The sequence below is a fragment of the Arsenicibacter rosenii genome (assembly GCF_001870735.1).
Taxonomy (GTDB): Bacteria; Bacteroidota; Bacteroidia; order Cytophagales; family Spirosomataceae; genus Arsenicibacter; species Arsenicibacter rosenii.
In genome coordinates this window covers 1-1,274 of the sequence record NZ_MORL01000151.1, presented here as the reverse complement: position 1 = coordinate 1,274, position 1,274 = coordinate 1, and the positions used below count along the sequence as shown (strand labels likewise).

Annotated in this window: 1 protein-coding gene and 1 pseudogene; both read left to right on the top strand. The window is 53.9% G+C overall.

All coding sequences use genetic code 11. The features are described 5' to 3' along the window. A partial coding sequence (locus BLX24_RS30480) for a DUF1553 domain-containing protein (protein WP_143092937.1) occupies positions 1-361 on the top strand: 361 nt, incomplete at its 5' end. Further along, positions 358-1,274 (top strand): annotated as a pseudogene (locus BLX24_RS30475) (DUF1501 domain-containing protein); the annotation flags it as partial. The gene BLX24_RS30480 and the pseudogene BLX24_RS30475, both read left to right, overlap by 4 nt.

Below are 1,274 nucleotides of genomic sequence, written 5' to 3'. Positions count from 1 at the left end.
AAAACGCTCACGGACCAATACCCCACTTCAGGCGCTGGTTATGCTCAATGACCCGATGGTGCTGGAGTCGGCACGGGTACTGGCCCAGCGATTATCCCTTGAAAAAACGACCGGCGACGAAAAAATAGAAAAAGCCTTCCGGCTGATTTTATGCCGTACTCCCAAAGACCGGGAACTGAAGATCCTCCGGCAATACTATGCCGGCGAAAAAGAAACATTTGTGGCCATACCTAAAAAAGCGGTAAATCTGCTGGCCGTAGGCGAGACTCCGCAGGCGAAACTTGCCGACAAACCGGCGGCAGCGGCCCTGATGCAGACGATTATGATGCTCTATAACCTGGAAGAAACCATTATGTTATGAATGAATTCATCGAAAACCGGCTGAATGTAAACCGCCGTCATTTTTTAGGCAAAATGGCCACAGGTATCGGTAGTCTGGCACTGGGGTCGCTACTGGTACCCGACTTGTTCCGTGGTACAGCAGACGAAGCAGACAGCTTTCCGCTTGGCTTGCCGCACTTTGCGCCGAAAGCCAAACGGGTCATCTACCTGTTTCAGAACGGAGCCCCCTCTCAATACGAAAGTTTTGAATACAAACCTCTGCTGAACAAACGGGCCGGAGAGGAGCTGCCGGCGTCTATCCGGAACGGGCAGCGCCTGACGGGCATGACAGCCAATCAGGCTAAATTCCCGCTGGTAGGTTCACATTTCAACTTCAGGCAGTATGGGCAGTCGGGCATGTGGGTCAGCGAGTTATTTCCCAACATCGGCAACATTGCCGATGACCTGTGTCTGATCAAAANTTCAGACGGGTGCGCAGCAGGGCAACCGGCCGAGCATGGGAGCCTGGGTGAGCTACGGGCTTGGCAGCGACAACAAAAACCTGCCGGCCTTTTCGGTTTTGTTGTCACGCGGGAAAGGTAACGGGCAGGGCGTTTACTCTAAATTATGGACCAACGGTTTTCTCGACTCTACCCATCAGGGTGTTGTCTTCAGCAGCGGCGAAGAACCGATTCTATACCTCAATAACCCCGAAGGAACCGACCGGACCGACCGCCGGAAGATGCTCGACAAACTCGCCGAACTTNATGTCGGCGACGCGGAAATCAAAGCCAAAGTGCAGCAGTACGAGATGGCGTACCGGATGCAGACAGCTGTTCCTGAATTAACGGACCTCAGCAAGGAGCCCGACCATATCATCAAACTCTACGGACCGGAATGTCTGGTGCCGGGTACCTATGCCGCGAACTGCCTGCTGGCCCGGAAGCTTTCGG